The organism is Frankia sp. Mgl5 (assembly GCF_023242985.1).
Classification (GTDB): domain Bacteria; phylum Actinomycetota; class Actinomycetes; order Frankiales; family Frankiaceae; genus Parafrankia; species Parafrankia soli.
This window is the reverse complement of the sequence record NZ_JALKFY010000795.1, coordinates 1-18,809: the sequence shown is the minus strand read 5'-3', so window position 1 is coordinate 18,809 and position 18,809 is coordinate 1. Positions and strand designations below refer to the sequence as shown.

At 73.6% G+C, this 18,809-nt stretch carries 14 protein-coding genes; 7 read left to right on the top strand and 7 right to left on the bottom strand.

The window, feature by feature from the left end; all coding sequences use genetic code 11:
• Positions 1-7: 7 nt before the first annotated feature.
• Positions 8-2,821 (bottom strand): alpha/beta fold hydrolase, encoded by a 2,814-nt coding sequence (locus MXD62_RS27770; RefSeq protein WP_248832345.1) that lies wholly within the window; start codon positions 2,819-2,821, stop codon positions 8-10.
• Positions 2,822-3,030: 209 nt separating this feature from the next.
• On the opposite strand from MXD62_RS27770, the gene MXD62_RS27765 reads away from it, so the two are divergent.
• Genes MXD62_RS27765 through MXD62_RS27755 form a run of 3 tightly spaced genes read left to right on the top strand, consistent with a single transcriptional unit; the run spans position 3,031 to position 6,082 of the window.
• Positions 3,031-4,125, top strand: a complete 1,095-nt coding sequence (locus MXD62_RS27765; protein ID WP_248832344.1) for a 3-dehydroquinate synthase family protein — start codon at positions 3,031-3,033, stop codon at positions 4,123-4,125.
• Positions 4,122-4,997 (top strand): shikimate dehydrogenase, encoded by an 876-nt coding sequence (locus MXD62_RS27760; RefSeq protein ID WP_248832343.1) that lies wholly within the window; start codon positions 4,122-4,124, stop codon positions 4,995-4,997. Before MXD62_RS27765 ends, MXD62_RS27760 begins: the two co-directional genes overlap by 4 nt.
• A complete protein-coding gene (locus tag MXD62_RS27755; RefSeq protein WP_248832342.1) occupies positions 4,994-6,082 on the top strand; it encodes an ROK family protein in 1,089 nt (362 codons plus the stop codon). Before MXD62_RS27760 ends, MXD62_RS27755 begins: the two co-directional genes overlap by 4 nt.
• Positions 6,083-6,170: 88 nt before the next feature.
• Here the strand turns inward: MXD62_RS27755 and MXD62_RS27750 are convergent, their stop codons facing one another.
• The 3 genes from MXD62_RS27750 to MXD62_RS27740 form a co-directional block, all read right to left on the bottom strand.
• Entirely contained in the window at positions 6,171-6,815 is a 645-nt protein-coding gene (locus MXD62_RS27750) for an HAD-IA family hydrolase (protein ID WP_020459272.1), read from the bottom strand.
• A 51-nt stretch (positions 6,816-6,866) separates the two neighbouring features.
• Positions 6,867-7,961, bottom strand: coding sequence for a Gfo/Idh/MocA family protein (locus MXD62_RS27745; protein ID WP_248832364.1), 1,095 nt, complete (start codon positions 7,959-7,961; stop codon positions 6,867-6,869).
• A gap of 245 nt (positions 7,962-8,206) precedes the next feature.
• The gene (locus MXD62_RS27740; protein WP_248832341.1) at positions 8,207-9,373 is read right to left on the bottom strand and encodes a DegT/DnrJ/EryC1/StrS family aminotransferase; all 1,167 of its coding nucleotides are present in this window, start codon (positions 9,371-9,373) and stop codon (positions 8,207-8,209) included.
• Positions 9,374-9,710: 337 nt separating this feature from the next.
• Here MXD62_RS27740 and MXD62_RS27735 point away from each other — a divergent pair, with 337 nt between their 5' ends.
• The 3 genes from MXD62_RS27735 to MXD62_RS27725 all read left to right on the top strand — a co-directional run bounded on the left by MXD62_RS27735 (position 9,711) and on the right by MXD62_RS27725 (position 14,381).
• Positions 9,711-10,148, top strand: coding sequence for a type II 3-dehydroquinate dehydratase (locus tag MXD62_RS27735; protein WP_020459269.1), 438 nt, complete (start codon positions 9,711-9,713; stop codon positions 10,146-10,148).
• A 728-nt stretch (positions 10,149-10,876) separates the two neighbouring features.
• A complete protein-coding gene (locus MXD62_RS27730) occupies positions 10,877-12,082 on the top strand; it encodes a glycoside hydrolase family 6 protein (protein WP_248832340.1) in 1,206 nt (401 codons plus the stop codon).
• Positions 12,083-12,398: 316 nt separating this feature from the next.
• A complete protein-coding gene (locus MXD62_RS27725) occupies positions 12,399-14,381 on the top strand; it encodes a DUF6461 domain-containing protein (RefSeq protein WP_248832339.1) in 1,983 nt (660 codons plus the stop codon).
• 15 nt (positions 14,382-14,396) lie between these two features.
• Here the strand turns inward: MXD62_RS27725 and MXD62_RS27720 are convergent, their stop codons facing one another.
• From MXD62_RS27720 to MXD62_RS27710, 3 genes are read right to left on the bottom strand one after another with little or no spacing between them, the layout of a single operon-like run.
• On the bottom strand, positions 14,397-16,283 hold the full coding sequence (locus MXD62_RS27720) for an ABC transporter permease (protein ID WP_248832338.1): 1,887 nt from the start codon (positions 16,281-16,283) through the stop codon (positions 14,397-14,399).
• 5 nt (positions 16,284-16,288) lie between these two features.
• Positions 16,289-16,813, bottom strand: coding sequence for a hypothetical protein (locus tag MXD62_RS27715; RefSeq protein ID WP_248832337.1), 525 nt, complete (start codon positions 16,811-16,813; stop codon positions 16,289-16,291).
• The gene (locus MXD62_RS27710; RefSeq protein ID WP_248832336.1) at positions 16,810-17,574 is read right to left on the bottom strand and encodes an ABC transporter ATP-binding protein; all 765 of its coding nucleotides are present in this window, start codon (positions 17,572-17,574) and stop codon (positions 16,810-16,812) included. Before MXD62_RS27710 ends, MXD62_RS27715 begins: the two co-directional genes overlap by 4 nt.
• A 312-nt stretch (positions 17,575-17,886) precedes the next feature.
• Here MXD62_RS27710 and MXD62_RS27705 point away from each other — a divergent pair, with 312 nt between their 5' ends.
• Positions 17,887-18,696: a histidine kinase gene (locus MXD62_RS27705; protein WP_248832335.1), complete on the top strand. Its 810-nt coding sequence runs from the start codon at positions 17,887-17,889 to the stop codon at positions 18,694-18,696.
• Positions 18,697-18,809: the final 113 nt, after the last annotated feature.

The window sequence follows — 18,809 nt, the reverse complement described above, 5'->3', positions numbered from 1 at the left end:
ATCCGGGCTAGAGCTGCATCGACTCTCCGAGGCGGGCACGCATGTCCGCGGCGAGCACCGAGACGTTCGGCTCGTTGAGCATCGTGTGGTGCTCGCCGGGGACGGTGACGATGGTGGAGTCACCGGTCAGGTGCGTGGGCCACTCGTCCCGACCGGACTTGGGATTGTCCTCGGCGAGGTAGAGGACGGTCCGCCCGGCGTACGGCCGGACCCGGTACGACTGGGTGATGAACCGGGCCTGGTCGAAGAACACGTCGAACTGGACGAGCCCGGGGTAGCGGACGAGCCCGGTCAGCGGCAGGCGTGCCGCCTTGCGTAGCTTGGATGCGTTCGGCAGCGGGAGCCGGTCCGGCAGCAGCCGGGTGATGCGTCCCCCGCCACCGGGGTCGCCGCTGGGACGCGCGCCGCCGGCGGACTGAGCCGAGCGCGGCAGCGTGGTGTCGAGCAGCAGCAGCATCCCCACCTCCTCGCCGGCGGCGACGAGCATGTGCGCCATCTCCAGGGCGACCAGCCCGCCGAACGAGAAGCCGGCCAGATAGTAAGGGCCGGTCGGCTGGATCACACGGAGCACGGCCAGGTGGCGCCGAGCGTGGCGCTCGACGCTCCAGTCGGGCAGCGCCCGGCTTTCCATTCCCTGCGCCTGCAGGCCGTAGACCCGCTGGTCGGAGCCGAGCAGGCGGGAGAGCCCGAGGAAGTTGATGGCGAGCCCGCCCGCGCCGGCGACGCAGAACAGCGGCGGACGCGAGCCGTCGACGTTGAGCGGCACGCAGGTCGGATGGGTCGGGATGCCCCGCTGGGAACCTGCCACCCGGGCCGCGAGGGCGGCGACGGTCGGCGCCTCCACCAGCACCGAGGTCGGCAGGGTCACGCCGAGACGGGTGGCGATCTCGCTGAGGAGCTGCTGGGCGAGCAGCGAGTCCCCGCCGAGTTCGAGGAAGTCGTCGTCGACGCCGACCTCATCGACCTTCAGGATCTGCGCGAACAGGTCGCACAGCGCGAACTCCCAGTGGCTGCGCCCGGTGGGACGGCGGGCGGGCGGCCGGGGCGGCGGCGCCGGCAGCGCGGGCCGGTCGATCTTGCCGCGCTCGTTGCGGGGCAGCTCGTTGAGCAGGATCACCGAGGAGGGAACCATGTAGGCGGGCAGCTTCTCCCGCAGCAGGCCGCGGATCGCCACGGTCGCCGACTTCACCGCGGTGGCGCACACGACGTAGGCGACCAGCCGCGGAGGCTCGCCCTCGACGCGCTCGGCGACGACAACGGCCTCGAGGACGTCCGGCGAGGTGAGCAGGACGGTCTCGATCTCGGCGGGCTCGACCAGGTAACCACGGATCTTCACCGCGGCGTCGGCGCGGCCGAGTAGTTCGATGCACCCGTCCGGGCGTCGCCGGGCCAGATCCCCGCCGCGGTACACGACCTCGTGGGACCCTAGGTCGCCGAGGACGATCTCACCGGTGACGGTGACGCCGGAGACGGGCAGGTCGTGGTCCGGGCCCGCGGAGTCCGCCGGGCTCGCCGGGCCCGCCAGGGCTTCGTCACCGGAAACCAGCGCACCGGAATCCCGCAGGCCGTCCAACGGAGAATCGACACTCAGGCGAACCGGCCGAAATCGCTGCGCCGTCATCTCGGGGGCGTTCCAGTAGCCTCCGGAAAGGTACCTTGACGTTACTGATATTTCGCCGGTGGCACCATCCGGTACGGGTTTGCCGTGCTCGTCGACGATCTCGATGTCCTTGCCGTCGACGGCCCACCCCGCCGGCAGCGGACCGGCCGGAATCTCGTCGCCGGATCCGACCGGGAAGAAGGCGAGCGAGGCGGTCTCGGTCGAGCCGGACCAGTTGTAGAACGTGCACGTTGTAGGCAGCAGCTCGCGCAGAGCGGCGACATCCCGGCCGTACACGGCCTCACCGGAGCTTGTGACCGCGCGCAGGTCGCCCAGGATCAGCCCGGGCTCGGCGGCACCGGCCAGCGCGCGCATCAGCGACGGGGTCAGGTGCAGCGTGGTGATGTTGCGCTCGACGAGCCAGGCGGGCATCGCGCCGATCCCGCGGGTCCGCGGGTCGAACGGGTGCAGCGTGGCGCCGCAGAGCAGCCCCCAGAACATGACCGTGATGCCGGCGGCGAACGCGGTCGGCAGCACGAGGGCGATCTGGTCGGCGGCGTTCATCCCGACCCGCTCGATGCCCGCGTCCAGGTCCTTCATCACGGTTCGGTTCCGCCAGACGACGCCCTTCGGGACGCCGGTGGAGCCGGAGCTGAACACCAGGAAGGCTGGGTCGGTGGGCAGCGCCCGACGGCCCGGCAGCAGGTCGTCGTCGATCTCGGCGGTACCGACCGGCGGCCCGTCGTCAATGATCAGGGTGTGCTCCGAGCCCGACACTGTTCCGGGCTCGGGACCAGGCGTGGGACCGGTGTCGGCCGCTTCCAGCCGGGCGGCGGCGAGCAGCTCGGTGTGCGTGCTGTCGGTAACGCAGGTGGCGACCCCCGCCAGCCGCAGGATCTGCCCCAGCCGCGCCGCGGGGAGCATCGGGTCGAGCGGCACGAACGGCCGCCCGGCCTTCAGCGCGCCCAGCATCGCGACGATCGCGGGCGCTCCCTGCCCCAGCAGGATCCCGATGTTGCCGCCGTCCCCCTCGACGACAAGCGAACGAGCCAGCGCGGATGAACGCGAGTCCAGCTCGGCATAGCTCAGTACAGCTTTCTCATCGCGTACCGCAATGTCGTTGGCACGCGCTGTGACGATCCGAGAGAACCGCCCCACGATTGTCGGGTCGGGTTCCGCGAGATTCGCCGCCAGCACGGCCAACGGATGCGTTCCGACCATGTTTCGACCCCCCAGGCCGCTCTCGCTCCGTTTCTGGCTATCCGGAAGCATCGCCGATGATACGACCGGACAACTTCTACCACTCCCCCACTTGGGCCATCAGAGATCTCAGGGTGCAGACTCGACCACAAATATCGCTACGTGACTCAGCCGGTGCTGTCGTGTCTCTGACATCCGCGCCCGGCCGAGCTGACACCGGAAGGACCGTGATGACGGCACCGTCCGAGACAGCCGGGCACGGCGACCGTGCCGGCGGGCCCGGGACGCACCGGGTGTGGGTCGAGCTCGGCGACCGCGGCTATCCCGTCGACATCGGGCCCGGCGTCCGGCGCACGCTGCCGGAGGTCGTCGCCCGGATCAGCGCGTCCCGGGTCGTGATCGTCTCGGCCCGGCCAGAGGACGACGCGGTACCCGATCCCGGGGTCCCGGCGCTGCGCGTCGCCGCCCGCGACGGCGAGCCGGACAAGAACCTGGCCAACGTCCAGGCGCTCTGCGAGCGGTTCGCGGCGTTCGGCCTGACTCGCACGGACGCGGTGGTCTCCTGCGGCGGCGGGACGACGACCGACGTCGTCGGGCTCGCGGCGGCGCTCTACCACCGTGGTATCGCGGTTATCCACCTCCCGACGTCGCTGCTGGCGCAGGTCGACGCGAGCGTCGGCGGCAAGACGGCAGTGAACCTGCCGGCCGGCAAGAACCTGGTCGGCGCCTACTGGCAGCCCAGCGCCGTGCTGTGCGACACCGACTACCTGGCGACGCTGCCCGCGCGCGAGTGGACCAACGGCTACGGGGAGATCGCGCGGGCACACTTCATCGGCGCCGGCGACCTGCGCGGACGTCCCGTCGAGGAGCAGATCGCGCGCAGCGTGGCGCTCAAGGCCTCGGTCGTGGCTCGCGACGAGCGCGACTCCGGCCTGCGCCACATCCTCAACTACGGGCACACCCTGGGCCACGCGCTGGAGATCGTCACCGGCTTCGAGGTGCGGCACGGCGAGGGCGTAGCGGTCGGGACGGTCTTCGCCGGTCGGCTCGCCGCCGCGCTGGGCCTGATCGACGACCGGCGCGCCGACGAGCACTTCGAGGTGGTCTCGCACTACGGACTGCCGACGGCGCTGCCCGCCGGGGCCGACACGGCGGCGCTCGTCGCCGCCATGCGGCTGGACAAGAAGTCCACGAACACCGGCAAGTCCACGAACACCGGCCTCACCTTCGTCCTCGACTCGGCGGACGGCCCCCGGCTGGTTCCGGACGTCCCGGCCGACCTGGTGGTCGCGACGCTGGGCGCGATGGAACGCGAGGCGGCATGACCGGCATGGCGCGGGGGTCGGTGACGCTGGCCGCCCCGGATCCGGATCGGCGGGAGCCCACGCGGCCGCGGGAGATCACCGGGACGACCCGGCTGTACGCCGTCGTCGGTGACCCGGTCGAGCAGGTCCAGGCGCCGATGCTGGTGAACCCGGTGTTCGCCGAGGCGGGCCTGGACGCCGTCCTGGTGCCCGTGCACGCGCGCCCGCGTGACTTCCCGACGGTGCTGGCCGGGCTGTGTGCCATGGCCAACCTGGACGGCATCCTGATCACGATCCCGCACAAGGTCGCAGCTGCGGAGCTGGCGGACGTCCGCTCCGCCGCGGCGCGGATAAGCGGCAGCGCGAACGCCCTGCGGCGCGAGCCGGACGGGCGGTGGCTGGCCGACAACTTCGACGGCGCCGGCTTCGTCCGCGGCCTGGCCCGCGCGGGGCATCGCGTGGCGGGGGCCCGGGTCCACCTGGCCGGTGCGGGCGGGGCCGGCAGCGCGATCGCGGTGGCGCTGCTCGAGGCCGGCTGCGCGAGCCTGGCCCTCCACGATCCCGACACCGCCCGTTCGGGCGAACTGCTGGGACGGCTGAACGCGCACTGGCCCGGTCGGGCTGGTGCGGCGGCGGCGCCCACTCCGGCCGGGCAGGTCGATCTGATCGTGAACGCCACCCCGCTCGGGCTGCGCCCGGCCGACCCGTTGCCGTTCGACCCCGCGATGCTGCCGGCGGGCTGCGTCGTGGCGGACATCATCATGAAGCCGGCGCGCACCCGGCTGCTGCAGGCGGCGGCCGAGCGCGGTCTGCCCGCCCATCCGGGCATCCACATGCTGGCCGAACAGGTCGACCTGTACCGCGCCTTCTTCGGCCTGCCGGGCGCGCGGTGAGCCCCGCCGGCGCGGCCGACGCTGCCAGCCCAGCCGGCGCAGCCGGCACGGTCGGCCATCTCGGCATCGACGTCGGTGGCACCAAGGTCGCGCTGCGGCTGGTGCCGGTCGGCGGCGCGCCCCGTGAGGCGAGCTTCCGGTGGTCGGCGGGCGTGCCGGCCGAGACCGACCTGCGCGATCTCGGGGCGGGCGTGGCGGCGCTGCTCGGCGAGTGGGGCGGGCGGCTGGCCGGCGTCGGCGTCGCGATGCCGGCGACGGTCGACCCGTCCGGTCGGGTCACGGCCTGGCCGAGCCGGCCGTCGTGGACAGGCCTGGACCTCGGTCAGGCGGTTCGCGAGCTCGCCGCGGGCGCGCCGATGGCCCTCGGCGACGACGGTGACCTCGCCGCGCTTGCCGAAGCGGACCATGCCGGCAGCGCGAACCTGGTCTACGTGGGGGTCGGCACGGGCATCGGCGGCGGCATCGTGCTCGACGGACGGCTCTGCCCCGGCACCGCGCGCGGCTCGTGCGAGATCGGCCATCTCATCGTGGCGCTGGACGGGCCGCGGTGCCGATGCGGGCGGGACGGCTGCCTGCAGGCCCTCGCGTCCGGACCGGCCACGCTGCGCCGGGCCACCGAACTACGCGCCACCGCCCGACCGGGCGCGTCAGGCGAACCAGGCGCGTCAGACGAACCGGCCGCGGCCGCCGAGGTGACCTATCCGGAGCTGCGCGAGGCCTGGGTGGAGGGTGCGGGCTGGGCCCGCGCCGCGGTCGGGACGACGGCGCGCGCGATCGCGGGCGCGCTGGTCGGGCTGACCGAGCTGGTGCGGCCGGATCTCGCGGTGGTCGGCGGCGGGTTCGCGGACGGGCTGCCCGGGCTCGTCGACGCGATCACCGTGCAGGCCCAGGCGATGGCCCGGCCGGGCCATCCGCCGGTGCCCGTCCGGGCGGCGGCGCTGGGCGGGCTGTCATCGCTGGCGGGCGCGGTGATCCTCGCCCGCCACGCCGATGAGGGACGCGGCGACGGCCGCGACCTCGACCGGGAACGCCGCGCCGACCACCTAGGTCTCGACCCGGCCCGGAGCGTGCTCCGGACGGGGTGAGCCGGCCGGTGACCGGCGGGGCCCGACGCGAAAACCCGGGCCCCGCCGACGGCCATCCACACACCGCGCCGTTCTCACGGCGCAGCGTTCACACCGCGCGGTGGTCACCGAGTAGGCCGAGGAGCTCACGCGGGGAGCGCAGCACCGAGTCGGGCCCGGCCGCCAACAGCTCGGCCTCGTCGGTCTCCCCCCACATCGCGGCGACCGCCCGCACTCCGGCGCCGCGGGCGCTCTGGATGTCGGTCACCGCGTCGCCGATCATCATCGCCTCGCCGGGCGCGGCGCCGAGCACGTCGAGGGCGAGCAGGACGATGTCCGGGGCCGGCTTGGGGTGGGCCACCTCGTCGGAGCCGATGACCCGTTCGAAGTAGTCAACGATCTCCAGCTCGGTGAGCAGCGCGCGGGCCCGCGGGCCGCTCTTGCCCGTCGCCACCGCGAGCCGCAGGCCGCGCTCGCGCAGGTCGCCGAGCAGTTCCCGGACGCCCTCGAAAAGCAGGACCTTGCGGGAGAGCCGGTAGCTCTCCCGGACGAACGGCTCCTCCATCTCGAGCGGCAGGCCCATGATCCGCATGATGTCCGGGAAGTACCGTCCGAGATGGCGGTTGTACTCCTCGAACGGCGCGGGGCCTGGCCCGACCACCTCGGCATAGGCGATCATGAACGCCTCGCGCATGACGGCGTGGCTGTCGACGATCACACCGTCAAGGTCGAAAACGATCGCGTGGGTGCCCATCGGTTCCCCCCCAAGGCTCGGCGTTGCGGTCGGCGGTGGGTGCTCGCGGCGTCAGAACGCGGCCCGGGCGGCCGGGATGGCGTGGTTCCGCGGTCGCGCGGAGTCGTAGACCCGCTCGATGGCGGCGATCGTCGACCGGGCCTGGGCGACGGCCCGGCCGCGCTGCCCGGCGTCGGCGAGCAGCGCCGGGAGCTCGTCGAGCTGGCGGCGGTACTCGGCGCCGATCGGCTCGGTGACGACGTCGACGGCGCTGTCCACGCCGTCCTTCGTCCAGGTCAGCGTGGACGCGGGATGCCGGTTCGGGCTGAAGCCGAAGGTGCAGCGCAGCTCGGCCGTGCCGGCGCTGCCCTCGACCCGGATCACCGTCGCGTCGAGCGCCTGGTGCGACGCCCAGCTCGCGCGCAGCGACACCGACACACCACTGTCCGCGACGAGGAACGCGCGGACCGTGTCCTCAACGTCGCCTCCGGCCCGGGACTGGGCGGCGTCCTCGTGCCGCCAGGCCGCGCCCCAGGCGGCGTTGGCGACGAAGTCGCTGGAGACGGTCCCGACGGCCTGGGTGAAGCCGTCCGTGCCCACGAACGGCGCGACCGCGTCGAGCAGGTGCCAGCCGAGGTCGACCAGCGCCCCGCCCCCGGCGAGGCTGCGCTGGGTGAACCAGCCGCCGGCGTCGGGAACACCGCGGGCGCGCACCCACGAGACGTCCACGTGCCGGATCTCACCGAGCCGCCCGGCGAGGTCGTAGAGCGCGCGGGTGTCGGCCCGGAAGCGGGACGCGCTGCCGGCCAGCAGCATCGCCCCGCCGGCCAGCTCGGCGGCGGCCAGGGTGTCGGCCTCGGCGGTGCTGAGGCAGACGGGCTTCTCCAGGAAGACCGGAATCCCGACGTTTAGCAACCGTGCGGCTACAAAGCTGTGCAGGTGGTTGGGGACCGCCACGACGGCGAGGTCCACCTCGGCCCGTCGCAGCGCGTCGGGGTCGTCGAACAACCCGACCGGTGCCTGGCCGTCCAGCGCCGCGGCCAGCTCGGCCCGGGCCGCCGCGTCGGGGTCGACCAGCGCGACCACGTCGTACGCGGCGTGCTCGCGCAGGCGGGGCAGCCAGATCGACCGCCCGGCCCAGCCGAGCCCGACCACGGCGACGCGCACCCGGCCCGGGGCCGCGGAGACCACGGTCACCGATGACGCGACGGACGGCGGGGCCACCGGCGCCGCCAGGGCCTCGGCGGAGGCCAGAGCCTGCGACGCCATCAGGGCCTCGGACGAGGCCAGGGCGCTCGCGGAGACGAGGGCCTCCCCGGACCCGAGGGCCTCCGCGGGCACCGGGGCCGCCGACGGCGCCGCCGCAGGCGTACTCGGAGCGGCCGGAGCGGCCGGCGAGCTCACGGTCGTCGTCACGCGTCCGCCAGCGTCTCGGCGATGATCGCCGCGATGTCGTGCATCTGCTCCTCGGTGCCGAGCAGCGTGCGGTGGTGCAGCCAGATGCCGTCCGCGCTCAGCGCCTCGACGTTCGGGCAGCGCGCGGCGATCTGGTCCACGGTCTCGTCGGGCGCGCCGGTCTCCCAGAAGCCGTCCGAACGGTAGATCGAGCGGAACGCCGCGAACGCCGGCAGGCCACGCTCGATCAGCGCGTCGACGAGGGCGTTGCGCCGCTCCTCACCGACTCCGGGCAGCCGGAACATCGCCATGTAGTGCGAGTTGCGGTCACAGCGCGGGTCGCGGCCCTGCGGGACCACGCCGGGGATCTCTGCGAGCAGGCCGGACAGCACCGGCCAGCGCTGCTCACGGGTGTCGATCTGGCCGCCGAGCCGGGCGAGCTGCGCGCGCAGCACGGATGCCGAGAACTCGTTCATCCGGAAGTTCGAGCCGGACGTCTGGTGGAAGTAGCGGCGATCCGTCCGCGGACGGCCACAGCTGTGCCGCAGGAACGCCTGCTCGTACAGCTCGGCGTCCGGGAAGGTCACCGCACCGCCCTCGCCGGCCGTCATCAGCTTGCCGTTCTGGAAGCTGAAGGCCGCGACGCTGCCGTGCTCGCCGACCTTGCGGCCCTGCCACTGCGTGCCGTGGGCGTGCGCGGCGTCCTGGATGATCGGGACACCGGTGTTCGCGGAGATCTTGGCGAGCGCGTCCATGTCCGACAGGTGACCGGCCATGTGGACCGGCATGATCGCCTTCGTCCGCGGTGTGATCGCGGTCTCCACCGCCGCCGGGTCGATGCAGTAGGTGTCGAGGTCGACGTCGACCGGGACGGCGACGGCACCGAGCCGCTGGGCCGCCTGCGACGAGGAGATGAACGTGAACCCGGGGACGATGACCTCCGTGCCGGGGCCGACCCCGAGCACCTGCAGCGCCAGCTCGAGCGCGTGAGTGCCGTTCGTCACCGCGAGGGCGTAGCGCGAGCCGTGGTACTCGGCGAACTCCCGCTCGAACGCGTCGACCTCGCCACCGCCCATGCGCCACCACTGACCCTGTTCCAGCGCGCGGATCAGTCCGTCACGTTCCGCGCTGTCGAACTGCGGCCAGGCGGGAAACTCGGGCGCCGGGCGTCGACTGTCGCTCATATACCTAACCCTTCATGACGGATACAGATGCCTGCGAGGCTGCGGCGATGTCGACAGCCCCCCCATGCCGGCCTTCGGCGGACAAAATCCATCGAACCCGGTGCGCAAAGGACGGTACTACGGGAACACCAGGCAACCGGCAGCGCTCTCCCGGATGTCCGCGGACGACGCTGTCACCACCCCGACACCACGGGTCCCCACCACCATCGAGCTTGCGAATCCGGACGAGAGCGGGTAGGAGCAGCGCCGCAGAGCCGGGCCCCGATCGGGAGAGAAGCGCGGGCCCTGTTATAAACACCGTGCCCGGACATCCGCTACACCCTTGCAGAGGTACGCTGTGAGCAATCTTCTCCTGCTGAACGGCCCGAACCTCGGGATTCTCGGCAGGCGCCAGCCCGAGATCTACGGAACGGCCACACTCCGCGACATTGAGGAGGCCATGGCCGCGCGGGTCGCCGCCCGGGGCTGGAAGATCGTGTCGATCCAGCGCGAGTCCGAGGGCGAGCTGATCCACGCCATCCAGGACAACTACGACTCCGTGGGTGCGGTCGTCAACCCGGGTGCGCTCATGGTCGCCGGCTGGAGCCTGCGCGACGCGCTGGCCAACTACCCGCGGCCGTGGATCGAGGTGCACCTGTCGAACGTGTGGGCTCGTGAATCGTTCCGGCACGAATCGGTCATCTCGCCGCTGGCCGCCGGAATCATCGCCGGGCTCGGCCCGCTCGGCTACGAACTGGCCGCCGACGCGCTCATGAAGACCGTCACAGCACCCTGAATCTGCGGCACCACCGGGATGCGGCGCATTGCACCGATGCCCACTCGCGCGCAACAGTCGTCACCGTGACGACTACGTCACATTGAAGCTCACGCCCAGCATCGACGGTGGGCGGACCGGCGCCGCCGCGAACCGCCCCGCCCGGCACCTACGGGCTACCCCCGGACGACGATTACCGGCGCCACGGAATTCGCTGTGGGCTGGCGGCCCGCCCCGGCCGGACCAGACCTGGACCGGCCGCCGGGTATGAGCCAGACCAGCAGTCACGTAAGAGTAGATCCGTGCACGGGCACGAACCCGCCGGACACCCACCGGTCGGGCACGTTGGGGCGGAATTGGATTTCCCGACACAGGATGTTGCCTCATTCTCGATGAGCACGGTCATGTTCCCGCGCCTAGCACTGCTACAGTTCTGGGCGGGAGGGGACCCACCGAGGCAACGCATTGTGAAGACGGGAGGGCACGTGCCCGCGGCTCGCCCCATGAGGAATCCCGCCGCCCGGCCGCGCACCGTCGAATACGGCTTCGGCGACGACGCCGCCGTTGGCGCGGACACCGATCACCAGACGTCGATTCACCCGGAGACCAATCACCCGGCGACCAATCACCCGGCGAGCGCTCACCGGACCACGGCTCGCCCGGCCACGAGGCACTCAACCGCGAGGCGCCCGGCCGCGGCACGCCCGGCCGGCGCGCGCTCGAGCGGCGCGCACGGATCGCGGCGGCCGTTGCTCGATGGCCAGCTCGCCCGCACGGCGTTCGCGGTCACCGCGGCGCTGACGCTACTCGGTGGGGTCGGTCTCGGTCGGGGCCTCGCGGGCCCCGACGGCTCCGACTCCGCGGTGGACGCGCTCGCGGCGACCGCGGCCGGCCGCGTGCCCCCGCCCGCCGCCGTCCACACGACCGGGCCCACCGCCACCGCACCCGCGCGGCCGGCTGCCTCCGGGCTCACCGCGGTACAGGTGCCCACGGCCGCGCTCATGAGCGCTCCGCCGCCCGCCGCCGCGCAGGCCCTGCCGGTGGCGGCGCCGCCGGCGCCCGCCGCCGCGGTCGCGGGGAACCCGTTCGCCGGCGCCCGGTTCTACATCGATCCCGCGGACCAGGTCGCCGCCGCGATCAACGCGCTGCGCGGCGGGAATCCCTCCGCCATCGCTGCGCTGGAGAAGATTCTGCGTGGCGCGCACGCGGACTGGTTCGGATATGCCGATCCGGCCACGACCCAGCGCAACGTGGCCGGCCGGGCCAGCACCATCAGGGGTAACGGCGCGCTGCCCGTCTTCGTGGCCTACGCGATTCCGAACCGCGACTGCGGAAGCTATTCCGCCGGCGGCGCCGGCGGCGCGCAGGGTTATCGCGACTGGATCGCCGCCTTTGCCGCCGGGCTCGCCGGCGGGCCGGCCGCGGTCGTGCTCGAGCCCGACGCCATCGCCCAGATCGACTGCCTCTCCCCCGCCGACCAGCAGACGCGCTACGGGATGCTGTCGAACGCGGTCGACGTCCTGAACGCCGCCGGGGCGACCGTCTACCTCGACGCCGGCAACGCCGGCTGGCACAGCGCCGCCACCATCGCCGCCCGACTGAAGTCGGCGGGCGTCGACCGGGCACGCGGATTCGCGCTGAACGTGTCGAACTTCGGTACCACCACCAGCGAAGTCGCCTTCGGTGACGCGGTCAACGCCGCGCTGGGCGGCGGAGCCCACTTCGTCGTGGACACCAGTCGCAACGGGCTGGGCCCGGCGCCGGACAACGCCTGGTGCAACCCGCCCGGCCGCGCGCTCGGAACGCCGCCCACCGCCGCGACGGGCGACAGCGACGTCGACGCATTCTTCTGGGTGAAGATCCCCGGGGAGTCGGACGGCACCTGCAACGGCGGCCCCGCCGCCGGCCAGTTCTGGCCGGACTACGCCGTCGGCCTGGGCAGCCGGGCCGGCTGAGGAACGCTGATCAGGGCCGCTGCCTGGCCCGATGGTGGAACGGCCGGCGCCATGCCCGGTGGGCAGGGCGCCGGCGACGGGCGGCGGCGGCGCTGTCGGTTTCGCGCCGCCACAGTCCGGATCATTTCCGCGCCGTACCAGTTCAAACAGGGTGCCACCTGCTTCGACACAAACATCTGACCGCGGCCACCGGTGTCAGAAATATGCGAGGCCCCGGTACCCGCGGCCGATCCCCACGAATGTGTGTTGCCTGATCGTCACGCTGTCAGAGCGCCGATCAAGCCGAAAAGAGCAGCCGGTCAGTAAAGTTTCGTGAGTGTTTCGACCGGACCTGGAAAGCCGTCAGATTTCCCTCCCCGAGCAGACCGTCGAGCTGCCGGCGGACCTCCTGGATCCGCTCGCGCACGTCATCGCGGAGGTATTTCCGCAGCTGGTGGCCCATATTCCGCCCACCCCCGCGGCTGAGCTCGGCCGGCTCGGCGCGACGGCGCCCGCTCCGGTCCCGCTCCCGCCCGCACCCTCCGGACCGGTGTTGACCGCGTTGCGTTCGGCCGGGCCGCGCCTGCCGGAACGACTGCTCGGCGCGCTCGAGCTCGCCATCGACGAGCTTCCGCTGCGCGCCCCGCGCGGCCTGGCCAGGGGCCTGGTCGACGCCCCGCCGAACGGGCCGCGCGGCGGGAACGGATCGCGCGCGTCCGCGGCCGCCGCGGGCGAGTCCGAGGCGGTCCAGGCGGTCGCGATCCTGGATGAGGTCCATCCCGGGGTGTCCGATCTGATCCACAGCTACCTGCGCGCGCTGGTCGAGCATCCCGCCGTGGCCCCGCTGCTGGCGGCGGACGACCCTGCCGCGGCCAGCCCGCTCGACGGCCACGGCTCGGACGACCGCCCGCTCGACGGCACCGCACTCGGCAGCACCGCGAACGGCGGGTCCACGTTCGGCGGGAGCCTGTTCGGGCCGCCGGACGAGCTGGCCGACGAGCCCACCCTGGCCGCCCGGCACGGGGCCGCTCACCTGGCGCTCGCGGTCACCGTCGCCGCCGCCGTCCTGCGGGAGCTGGACCCGCCGATGATCGGCACCGGCGCGCCGGGGATCGTCGGCACGGCCGTGGGGTCCGTCGCGCTGGTGCTGCCCGGCCGGCCGATGCCGCTCGCCTACCCGGCCGCGCTGCTGGCCCGGCGCCGCGCGGAGTACCGGCTGCCGCGGCAGGCCGCCGGCTGCGTCACCGTCGACGGGCACTGCTTCGGGCTGGTGGAGGGCGAGCTGCCGAATCCGCCGAGTTTCGCCCGCAACGGCCTGGTGGAGGCCGTCTCCGGCGGTGTCCTCGTCCGGACCGGCATGGGCACGGGCCGGGTACGGGTGTCGCTGCGGGTGCTGGCGACGCCGCCGGCCCCGCCGGTCCCCGCCGACGCCGTCCGCTGGGACGAGATCGTCGACGTGAGCTGGACGGCCGCGAACGGCGCCGCCGCGGTGGCCGGCGCCGGAGCGAGTGCCGGCGGCGGCGGCACCACAGCAACGGGCGTCGGCGTCGGGGCCGGCTCGGCCGCCGACCTCGGCCACCTGACGACACCGCCCTGGCCCGGGGACTACCGGCTGCGGGTTTACGCCCACGGCCGGGACGGCGCCGGCGAGGACGAGACCTACGAGCTGGTGGTGTGGAGCGCCCCGGCCGCGCCCGAGACCGTCCACCGGCGCACCGACCAGCTGGGGCACCGGCTGCGCGGCGAGGAGCTTCCGCCGGTCGTGACGGTGCCTGAGACCCGCTACCGGTGGGTGCGCCGGCGCAGCGCCTTCCGCGAGGCCGCCACGTTCACCATCGTGGTCGGCGCCTCGCCCGAGGACGTCGTGCGCTGCTTCGACGCCGATCCCGGCGCGCCGTGCTCGCTGTCCCGGCTGCGCGCCGACCAGCGCACCGACCCGTACGTGCTGGTCCTGCCGCTCGACGGCGACGACCGTGCGGTGCTCGCCGTCGAGGACAACGGCTTCCAGGGCTCCCGGCACCCGGTGCTGTCCGCGGTCTCCCGGCACGGCCTGGCGGCGAGCATGTTCTGGAACATCAACGCGCTCACCCGGCTCTCGCTCGCCCGGGAGGGCGAGGTGCTCGCCGCGTTCGAACCGGGGCCGGACGCCGTCCCCGACGCGGTCGTGCCGCTCCTGCGGGACGTCGACCTGGCCGGTGCTACGGACCGGGTCGCCAAGGGCCTCGTCGTCGTCGAGCGGTTCACCGGCCATCCGGTCCTCTCCGAGCACCTGGACCGGATCATCGAGAACGACGTGGCGTACCTGATCAACCAGCACTGACCGGGCGGATCCACGTCATTCGGCCCGCAGCGCGGTCGTGGCCCTGGTCCCGGCCGCCCAGCCGGCCGGGACCAGGGCGCCGAGCACCGCGATCAGCAGGCCGCCGAGGACCAGCAGGGCGGCGGCCACCGGGCCGTACACGTCGATGTACGCCCGTGGCATGCCGGTCCTGGCGGCCGTGCCCATCAGCGGGACGACGCGGTGGTGCAGCGCGACGCCGGCCGGCACCCCTATCGCCGCGGCGCAGACGCCGATGCCCCCGGCCGAGGTCAGCACCATCGCGAGGACCTGCCGCGGCGTCATGCCCACCGCCTTGACGACACCGAGGTCGTGGACACGCTCCCGGGTGTCCAGGACGACGGTGTTGAGCACGCCGAGGCCCGCGACGACCACCAGGAGCAGCGTGAGCGAGGCGATCAGCGCGTCCATGACCGCGATCACCTCGGAGCCCTCCTCGATGTTCGCCCGCACCACCGCCGGGTGGGAGGCGAGCGCGTCCTGCAGGGTGCCGACGTAGCGCACCAGGTCGGTCCCCGGCTGGAGATCGATGCTGAAACTGTCGACGGCCAGGCCGAGATCGAGACCGCGCAGCGAGGTCTCGTCGGTGGCGAGGTCGACAGTGTCGTCATCGAGATCGAAGACCTCGCCGACGATCCGCAGGGCCACCGACGCCCCGTGGTCGGTGACGGTCACGGTGTCGCCGATCCCCGCGCCGGTCTCGTCCAGGAACCGCGTGTCGGCGACCGCCTCGCCCGGCCCCCGGAACCAGTCACCGGAGATCATCGGACGTGCGCCCCAGGATGAGTCGCCGGTGTGGGCGGTGACCGTCACCGGCCCGACGATCCCGAGCGCGTACACCTCGGCGTGCGCGCTGGTGAAGAAGCGGGCGGTACCCGGCTGCGCCGCGATCACCCCGGCCACGTCCGCCGCCTCGCCCACGTCCGCGGCGGGTGCCGGGGCTGGGGCCGGTTCCGCTTCCGCGGCTCCCGGCTTCGGGCCCGACGCCATCCGGACGTGGCTCTCCACGACGACCTCTCCGGCCTCGTCCCGGCTGTTGTCCGCCGCGATGGAGTCGAGTGTCGTGGCCAGGCCGACCGCGAACGAGACCCCGAGCGCACCGAAGGCCACCGCGACGGCGAGCACGCCCGAGCGGGCGGGACGGGCGAACGGCTGGGCGAGCCCCAGGCTCACCGGCCGGGGCAGCGGCAGCCGAGCGGCGAGCCGGCCCGCCCACCGGCCGCGGCCCGGGCGGGGCACGCGCCCGAGCCGCATCGCGTCGACGGGGCTGCGCCGCCCGGCGTTCAGGGCGGGCAGCAGCGCGGCGACGGTGACGAGCATGAGCGCGCCCGCGCCGACGGCCGCGTCGACCCAGAGCGGCACGGACGGCGTGACAGTGCCGTAGGCCTCCCGCGCCCCGTCGAAGACCACCGTGGCCAGCAGGTTGCCGCACAGGATGCCGAGCCCGACACCGCCCACGGCGGGGACCAGCACCTGGGCGACGTGTGCTCCGGCAGCCTGGGCCGGGGTGAGCCCCAGTGATCTGAGCACGCCGGTGCGCCAGATCGTCGCGCCGACGCCGCCCGCGACGACGGTGCCGACGATCAGCACGGACATGGCCAGGCCGAGGACGCCGAACGCGGCCACGAACGGCGTGAACACCGCGGTCCGGACGAGGGCGCCGGCCCGGACGTCCAGGTAGGACCTGCTCCCGGTGACCGCGCCGGCGGGCATCCCCGCCGAGATCGCCGCCCGGCCGGAGTCGATCGCGTTCTCGGTGCCGGCGGCGGTGAACCGGTAGAGCATCTGGAAGCCGGCCGGGACGTCCCGCGGGACCAGCGCCGCCAGGGCGTCGGAGGCGACCCAGGCCTGGGCGCTGCCCCCCGCCGAGTGGGCTAGTCCCACCACGGTCAGGACGGGGGCGCCGGGCAGGTGGGCAGGTCGAGCCGGGCTCCGAGCAGCGAGGGCGGCAGGCGGTCCGGGTCGAGAACGATCTCTCCTCGGCGGGTGGCCCACCGGCCCTCGAGGACGGCGACCCGGTCGATCGCAGCGGGGCCGCCGCCCGGCTGGTCCCGGCCGACGACGGTCACGGGCGGCAGTCCGAGCCCCGCGGGGAGCTCGGAGCCGCTGGAGATCCGCAGCCGCAGCTCGGCGACCGGGAACGGGCCGGCGGCCCGCGCCACCGGCGTTGCCGACGCGGTGGCGGCGATCCGTGCGGCCGTCACCTTCGTCGCGTCGAACTGGACGGTCAGATGGGCGCCGTTCTGGGCGGCGAACGCTCGGTCGAACGGCGCGCGTGACCCTGCGATCAGGCCGAGCGCGAGCACCGAAGCCGTCACGGCGAGCAGCGTGGTCAGTGCCACCACCGCCGTCTGCGCCCGGCGCCGGCCGACGCCGGCGAGCACGACACACCCCAGCGGGCCGGCCGGCTTCATCGGGACACCGGAGCCGGGTCGCCGGTGACGGTCCCGTCGGTGCCACCGGCGACGGTCCCGTCGGTGGCGCGCCCGGCTGTCACCTCGGTGTCCCGGGTGACGGCCCCGTCCACCAGCTCGACGGTGCGGGTCGCGCACGAGGCGGCGAGCGCCGCGTCGTGGGTGACCAGGAGGATGGTCTGCCCGTCGGCGTTGACCGCGGCCAGCAGATCCCGGACATGGACGGCGGCAACGCTGTCCAGGGCGCCGGTCGGTTCGTCCGCGAGGAGCAGTGCGGGCCGGTTCATCAGTGCGCGGGCGACGGCGACCCGCTGGCGCTCGCCGCCGGAGAGCCGTCCCGGGTAGGCGCCGGCGTGCCCGGCCATGCCGAGGTAACCGAGCAGTTCGTCGGCTCGGGCGCGCGCCCGGGCAGCCGGTGTGCCGGCGAGCTGGGCCGGTAGCAGCACGTTGTCGAGGACCGTCAGATCATTCAGCAGGTTAAAAAATTGGAAGATCATTCCGATCCGCGCGCGACGGAACTTCGCCGCGGCGGTCTCGCTCAGCCGGTCGACCCGCACACCGTCGACCGTCACGCTGCCGCTACTCGGCCGGTCCAGCCCGGCCACCATGTTGAGCAGCGTCGACTTGCCGCTGCCGGACGGCCCGACGATTGCCAGCGATTCGCCGGGCGCGACGGTGAGCGAGAGCCCGGACAGCGCCGACGCGGCATCGTCGTATCTCTTGGTGATCTCATGGATGGCGATGGCTGGGGGTGCGGGCACGAGTCCTCCACAGGTCCGGGTCGGTGGGCCACGACGCGGCGCGCGGCCGGTCACCCGTGCGGTGATTCACCGCCCGAGGTCACGACCAGCGGTGCCAGCCCGCGGGCTGCGGTGTCCGCCAGGTGATCCGGGCCGCGTCGATCGGGACGCTAGGGGCCGGCACGGGGCGGGCGCGTCGGCCGTCGCGATGATGTCCGCTGCTCCGCTCGGAGCATCGGGTGCGACGTCATCCCTGCGAGGTAGGCCGGCGATGTACAGCCGCTGCACACCTCGGCGGATGTGGGCGGACGCCGGCCTTGCCAGACTGGGCCGGTGATCTGGGCGGCGCTCCGGCGGCATCGGGAACGGGCCGGCCCGGCCAGCCTCACTGTCTGGGCGTGGGTGGCCGACGCGATCCTCGCCGTGGTACTGGCCCTGGGCGTGGTGACCGCCATCCACGGTGACCGTCTCCTCGCCGTACCGGAACAACGGGCGAGTCAGGTCCTGTCCGTCGAGCGACCGGACCGACCAGCGCCGGTGCCGCTGGCCGTGCCCGCGCCCGCGCCCGCGCCCATGTTGGCGGACCCAGCCGAGCCGGCGGACGGGTGGGTGCCGAGGCGGGGCGGCCTTGTGGCGCCGCGCCTAATCGCCGTCCGCGTGAGTGTCGCCGGCTGGCAGCTGGCGCTGGCCGTCCTCACCGCGCTGCCTCTGGCCGCACGCCGGCGCTTCCCGTTGGCGACCTACGGCGTCGTCATCGCCGCGGCGGCGCTGCTGAAGCTCGGCGTGCACATCGACGACCTGACGGTGTTCGCCTTCGCGTCCTGCCTGATCGCCGGTTACAGCGCCGCGATGTACAGCCCGCACCGGGCCTGGGCGGCGGCGGGCCTGGCCGGCGGGGTCGTGGTCCTCGGCGTCGGCCACCAGGCGAGCATCCCCGAGATCATCCCCGACTACTTTCCCTTCCTCGTGCTCATCCCGCTCGGTCTCGCCGCGAACGCCGCCCACACCCGCGTCCAGCGCGCCCGGATGCAGGAGGCGGAGCGAGCCGCGGCGAGCCGGCTCGCCACCGATCAGGAACGGGCCCGCATCGCGCGCGAACTGCACGACGTGGTCACGCACAATTTGACGTCCTCCCCGGCTTGAAGGCCGGGGATTCCTACTGCGTCGTGCGCGTTCACACGCGATCGCCTCGGTGGGTTCCCGCTTCGACACCGACAGCAGAGCTTCCGCCCTGACTAACACCGGCTCCACGGGCG